This is a genomic window from Pseudoroseomonas cervicalis ATCC 49957, assembly GCF_000164635.1.
Lineage (GTDB): Bacteria > Pseudomonadota > Alphaproteobacteria > Acetobacterales > Acetobacteraceae > Pseudoroseomonas > Pseudoroseomonas cervicalis.
Window position 1 is genome coordinate 98,259 of record NZ_GG770782.1, and the last position, 5,471, is coordinate 103,729.

Annotated in this window: 6 protein-coding genes; 3 read left to right on the forward strand and 3 right to left on the reverse strand. The window is 71.5% G+C overall.

Going from position 1 to position 5,471, the window contains the following annotated elements; genetic code table 11:
• From HMPREF0731_RS16885 to hpxZ, 3 genes are all read left to right on the forward strand, one after another.
• On the forward strand, positions 1-295 hold a 295-nt coding region (locus HMPREF0731_RS16885), incomplete at its 5' end, for an OmpA family protein (RefSeq protein ID WP_007005390.1).
• Positions 296-388: 93 nt separating this feature from the next.
• Complete coding sequence (locus HMPREF0731_RS16890) at positions 389-1,576, forward strand: amidase (RefSeq protein ID WP_040613836.1); 1,188 nt, start codon at positions 389-391, stop codon at positions 1,574-1,576.
• 10 nt (positions 1,577-1,586) lie between these two features.
• A complete protein-coding gene (gene hpxZ, locus HMPREF0731_RS16895) occupies positions 1,587-1,982 on the forward strand; it encodes an oxalurate catabolism protein HpxZ (protein ID WP_040613804.1) in 396 nt (131 codons plus the stop codon).
• A gap of 45 nt (positions 1,983-2,027) precedes the next feature.
• Here the strand turns inward: hpxZ and HMPREF0731_RS16900 are convergent, their stop codons facing one another.
• The 3 genes from HMPREF0731_RS16900 to HMPREF0731_RS16910 are packed head-to-tail and all read right to left on the reverse strand — an operon-like array spanning position 2,028 to position 5,364.
• Positions 2,028-2,789, reverse strand: a complete 762-nt coding sequence (locus HMPREF0731_RS16900) for a c-type cytochrome (protein WP_007005393.1) — start codon at positions 2,787-2,789, stop codon at positions 2,028-2,030.
• Positions 2,786-4,555 (reverse strand): GMC family oxidoreductase, encoded by a 1,770-nt coding sequence (locus HMPREF0731_RS16905; protein ID WP_007005394.1) that lies wholly within the window; start codon positions 4,553-4,555, stop codon positions 2,786-2,788. Before HMPREF0731_RS16905 ends, HMPREF0731_RS16900 begins: the two co-directional genes overlap by 4 nt.
• Positions 4,552-5,364, reverse strand: coding sequence for a gluconate 2-dehydrogenase subunit 3 family protein (locus HMPREF0731_RS16910; protein ID WP_007005395.1), 813 nt, complete (start codon positions 5,362-5,364; stop codon positions 4,552-4,554). Before HMPREF0731_RS16910 ends, HMPREF0731_RS16905 begins: the two co-directional genes overlap by 4 nt.
• Positions 5,365-5,471: the final 107 nt, after the last annotated feature.

Below are 5,471 nucleotides of genomic sequence, written 5' to 3' on the forward strand. Positions count from 1 at the left end.
CGCCGACCTGACGGACCGTGCCCGCCAGATCATCAGCGAGGCGGCGCAGAACTCCGGCCGCGTGCAGACCACGCGCATCGAGGTGGCCGGCCATGCCGACCGCGCCGGTTCGCCGCAGTACAACCAGCGCCTGTCGCAGCGCCGCGCCGATGCGGTGGCCGCCGAGCTGGTCCGCCTCGGCGTCGCCCGCTCCGCGATCAGCGTCCAGGCCTTCGGCGAGAGCCGCCCGCTGGTGCCGACCGCCGACGGCGTGCGCGAGCCGCAGAACCGCCGCGTCGAGATCGTGCTCCGCTAAGCCGGACGCCGCGATCGGAGTTCGGAAGGGGCGCCGCGAGGCGCCCCTTTTCGTTGGGGAGGGCTTCGGCGCGGCGTTTGCATGGCCCTGCGCATGACCCAACCCACCCCCTCCGCCTTCCTGCCCGGGCCGCGCCTGACGCTGCCGGGGCGTCCCGGCGGCCCGCTCGCCGGGCTGCGCTTCGCCGCCAAGGATCTGTTCGACATCGCCGGCCATCCGACCGGCGCGGGCAATCCCGACTGGCCGCGGAGCCACCCCGTGCCGCAGCGCCATGCCTGGATGGTGCAGCGCCTACTCGACGCCGGCGCCGACCTCGCCGGCAAGACGGTGACCTGCGAGATCTCGCTCGGCCTGCTCGGCTTCAACCAGTTCGATGGCACGCCGCCCAATCCGGCGGCACCGGGCTGCCTGCCGGGCGGTTCCTCCAGCGGCTCGGCCTCCGCCGTGGCGGCGGGGGAGGTGGAGATCGGCCTCGGCACCGACACCGGCGGCTCGGTGCGGGTGCCGGCCAGCCTGTGCGGGATCTACGGGCTGCGGCCGACGCATGGGCGGCTGCCCTTCGAGGGGGTCTGCCAGCAGGCGGTGAGCTTCGACACCACCGGCTGGTTCACCCGCGACGCCGCGACCTTCGCCCGCGTGGCGGCAATCCTGCTGGATGAGCCGATCCCCGCGCCCGGCCCCACGCCGCTGCTGCTGGCCGAGGACGCCTTCGCCCTGGCCGAGGCCGAGGTGCGGGAGGCGCTCCAGGCGCCGCTCGCGGCCCTGGAAAACCTGCTCGGCGGGCCAGCGCAGCGCGTCAGCCTCGGCACGCCGGGCGAATTGGCGGTGTGGAGCGGCCAGCGCAACATCCTGCAGCGGCGCGAGGGCTGGCGGCAGTTCCGCCCCTGGATCGAGGCCGCCAATCCGCGCTTCGCCTTCAATGTCGCGCGCAATCTGGCCATCGCCTCCGCCTTCACCGAGGCGCAGGAAGTGGTCGCGGCCTCGGTGCGGGAGCGGGTGCGGGCGCGCGCCGCGGCGCTGCTGGAGGGGGGCGCGGTGCTGTGCATCCCCTCCACCCCCTTCACCGCGCCGCCGCTCGGCCTGCCCCTGCCGGAGCTGGACGCGCTGACGGAGCGGATCAGCCAGCTGACCTCCTTCGCCGGCATGGCCGGGCTGCCGCAGCTCAGCCTGCCGCTGGGCCGGGCTGGCGGGAAGCCCTGCGGCCTGTCCATCATCGGCGCGCGCGGCAGCGATGCGCGCCTGGTCGGCATCGCCGCCGCGCTGGAAGCGGCGCAGGGCTGAGGAGCACAGCATGACCCACGAGATCGACAACCCCGAGGCGCTGGCCGAGCTGCGCGAGGCCTTCCTGCGCTACGACCTGGCGCTGGAGCAGAATGACGTCGCCGTGCTGGATGACAGCTTCTGGGAGGATGCGCGCACGCTGCGCTACGGCGTCGGCGAGAATCTCTACGGCCATGCGGAGATCGCCGCCTTCCGCGCCGGCCGCCAGCCGGCCGAGCTGGCGCGCCGCGCGCGGCGGCTGGAGCGCACCGTGCTGCACACCTTCGGCCGCGATTTCGGCGTGGCCAACACGGAATATGTGCTGCTGGCCGATGGCCGGCGCGGCCGGCAGAGCCAGTCCTGGGTGCGCTTCCCCGAAGGCTGGAAGGTGGTGGCGGCGCATGTCAGCCTGATGGCGCCGGGCTGAGGGCGGCGCGGCCGGGCGCCCTGGGCGGCGCCTGGCCGGGGCTGCTCAGGGCTGGCCGCGCGCTTCCTGCCGCGCAGGGCCGAGCTGGCTGAAATAGCGCGCCACGGCGCGGATATCATCGTCCGTCAGGCGCGAGGCGATGCCCTCCATCACCGCGACCGTGTCGTTGTGGCGGCGCTGCTGGCGGAAGGCGTTGAGCTGCGAGACCAGATAGGCCTCCGGCTGACCGGCCAGCGGCGGCAGCATCACCCCTTCGCCGCGGCCGCGCGGGCCGTGGCAGTTGCCGCAGCCCGGAAGGGCGCGGGCATTGTCGCCCACCTCATCCAGTTCGCGCCCGCGCAGATCGAGCTCGGCGGTGGAGAGCCGAGTCTCCGGCGCGGGCAGGGAGGCCACATACTGCGCCACCGCGCCACGCTGCGGCCCGTTCAGGGCACGCGCGATCGGGGTCATCTGCTCATTGTGGCGGATGTCGTCGGCGTAGTCGGCCAGCTGCTTGGCCACGTAGTCGGCGGAGAGCCCGGCCAGGCGCGGATAGGGCGCACCCCGCTCCGGCACGCCCTGGGCCCCGTGACATGTGGCGCAGCTGGCGACATTGCCCAGCCCCTGGAGGTAGATCGGCTCGCCATCCTGCGCATTGGCGATCAGCGCCTGGCGGGCCCAGCCGGCCAGCGGCTCCGGCCGGGGGGAGGGCCGGGCGTCGCCCACCGGCGCGGGCTCGTTGCCGACCCAACGGGTCAGCAGACCCCCGCCGAGAACGGCGAGCAGCAGGGCGCCGATGATGGGCGCGGCGGAGGTGAGGCGGCTCATGCCGGCACCAGCGGGCCGGGGTTGCGCAGATACTCGCCCTTCACCGCATCCACCGAGAGATAGGCGAGGGCGCCCAGCGTCTCGGTCGGGTTGTAGGAGGCGTTCTGCGGAAACACGCTGGAGCCGAGCACGAAGACATTCGGCACGTCCCAGCTCTGGCCATAGCGGTTGACCACGCTGCTGGCCGGGCTGTCGCCCATGATGGTGCCGCCGGTCAGATGCGTCGATTGATAGACCGTGCTGCTATAAGGCTTGTTGCGCGGATTGCCGATGGCGCGCTCGACGCCGCGCATGGCGCGGCCGATCTCGGTGCCGCGCTCGGTCACGAAATGCGACATGCGGATGTCGCTGTCATGGATGTCGCCGGTGATGCGCAGCAGAGGCTGGCCCCAGGCATCCTTGTAGGTCGGATCAAGGCTGAGCCAGCTTCCCGCATGCGATTGCTGCGCGCCGGTGATGGTGATGTTGCAGCAGTGGTTGTAGTAGCGCCGCACGCCCTGCTTCCAGGCGCTGCCCCATTTCGGCGTCTCGGGCAGCGTCGGGTGGAAGTTGATCGGGCCTGCGCCGTTCACCTGCACCTGGATGTAGGCACCGCCGACGAAGCCCCTGTCCGTATGGTCGAAATTGTCGTTGTTGTAGTCATCGATGGTGACCGCCGAGGCGCCGGAACCCATGAAGGTGTTGAGGTGGAAATCCTCGGCGAAGAAGAGCTGCACGCTGCTGGTGGTCTGGTGCGTGTAGTTGCGGCCGAGCTGGCCCTCGCCGGTGGCCGGGTCGAAGGGCTGGCCGATGCCGGAGAGCATCAGCATCCGCGCATTGTTGATGGCGAAGGTGCAGCAATAGACCAGATCGGCGGGCTGGAAGATCTCCTCGCCCCGGGCGTCGACATAGGTTACGCCGCGGGCGCGCTTGCGGTCCGGCGTCAGCTCGATGCGCAGCACATGCGCCTCGGTGCGCAGCTCGAAATTCTCCAGCTTCAGCGCCGCCGGCAGGATGCAGATATTGGGCGAGGCCTTGGCGAAATGCTCGCAGCCATGCCGCGCGCAGAAGCCGCAATAGGAGCAGGGGCTCATGCTGAGCCCCTCGGAATTGGTATAGGGCCGTGTCACCAGCGCCGAGGGCTGGATATAGGGATGGTAGCCCATGCGCGCCGCAGCCTCGCCAAACAGCGCGGCGGCGAAGGGCACCTTCATCGGTGGGTTCGGATAATCCTTGCGGCGCGGCGGGTCGAAGGGATTGGCGTCGGGCGGCGTCTGGCCGTTGACATTGCCGGCGCGCCCCGAGATGCCGGCCAGCGCCTCGAACCTCTCGTAATGCGGCTCGAGATCGGCATAGGTGACGGGCCAGTCCTGCGAGGTCAGGCCTTCGAGGATGCCGGCGCCATACTTCTCGGTGTAATGGCTGCGCAGGCGGAACTCCACCTCGTCGAAGCGGTAGCAGACGCCGGCCCAGTGCGCGCCGGCGCCGCCCAGATGCGTGCCCGGATAGGCGAAGCCCCAGCGCCGCATCGGCAGTGCCGTCTGGTCGGTGGTGTTGCGGAAGGTGTAGGTCTCGGTTGCCGTGTTCTGGTGCATGGTGTTGCGCCGCTGGTATTTCAGCTCGTCATGCACCTGCGGGCTGGCGAAATCGGGCGCCGTCCACTGCGCGCGGCCGCGCTCCAGCATCACGACGCGCAGCCCGGCGGCGGCCAGCTCCTTGCCGGCGATGCCCCCGGTCCAGCCGCTGCCGATCACGACCGCGTCCACCGCGGGAAGGGTGCGGCTCATCGGGCATTCTCCGGCTGGCGGTCGCGCGGCGTCATGCCGCCATGCTCATGCCCCGCATGCGAGGGTCCCACGGATTGCGGCGAGGGCGGCAGGCCGTGCTGGTGATCCTCGGCATGCGCCCGCGCCAGATCGGCGAGCGATTGCTGCGGGCCGCGGAAGGGCAAATTGTGCCGCTCGATCTCCGCGACATAGGAGGCGTAGTAGCCGGGAAAGTTCACCAGCTTCCAGCCGACCATGCCCTGGTTGCCGCCATAAAGCGGGTCGGCGAAATAGCCCTCGATGGCGACGTCGAGCAGGGTCTGGAAGAAGAGCGGGCCGGGCACCGGAGAAAGGTCGAGGTCGCCGCGCTCAAGTTCGCCCAGCAGCGCATCCTGCTCGGCGGCGCTGAGCTGGTCGAAGCTGCGGCCGCCCCGCTGCTGCGGCACCACCTCGAGCAGGCGCGCCAGCCCCCTGCGCAGCAGCATCGCCGGGGTGTCCTGCAGCTGGTAGCCCTGGCTGGGCACGCCCTGCTGGAAGGGACCCTCGGCGTAGAAATGGTCGCCTTCCGCCCAGGGCGTCGCCAGCTGCCGGTCGATGAAGGTGGCGACGCCGGAGTCGAGCGCGCCAGGCCCAAGATCATCGGTGGGGATCAGCCGCGCCAAGATGGGCTCCAGCAGCCTGGCCTCCGCCGGGTTGAGAACCGCATAGCCGGTTGGCGCGGCGGGCTGCGCCGCGGCGCCCCGTGGCGCGGGGCCAAACATCATCGCGGCCGGAGCAGCCGCCATCGCCTGCAACAGGTGGCGGCGCCACAGCAGGACCCTCTCGCTCATCGGCAGTCTCCTGACCCGGGGGGCGCCGGCCTCCTGACCCGGGGGGCGCCGGCGCAGGGCGCAGCGGCGTAACGGCAAGCCGGCGCGCAGGGTTGCGCGCCGGCATT

Coding starts and splice junctions, on each gene's coding strand:
- hpxZ (WP_040613804.1), top strand. CDS start 1,587: ATGACCCACGAGATCGACAACCCCGAGGCGCTGGCCGAGCTGCGCGAG.
- HMPREF0731_RS16905 (WP_007005394.1), bottom strand. CDS start 4,555: ATGAGCCGCACCCTTCCCGCGGTGGACGCGGTCGTGATCGGCAGCGGC.
- HMPREF0731_RS16910 (WP_007005395.1), bottom strand. CDS start 5,364: ATGAGCGAGAGGGTCCTGCTGTGGCGCCGCCACCTGTTGCAGGCGATG.
- HMPREF0731_RS16900 (WP_007005393.1), bottom strand. CDS start 2,789: ATGAGCCGCCTCACCTCCGCCGCGCCCATCATCGGCGCCCTGCTGCTC.
- HMPREF0731_RS16890 (WP_040613836.1), top strand. CDS start 389: ATGACCCAACCCACCCCCTCCGCCTTCCTGCCCGGGCCGCGCCTGACG.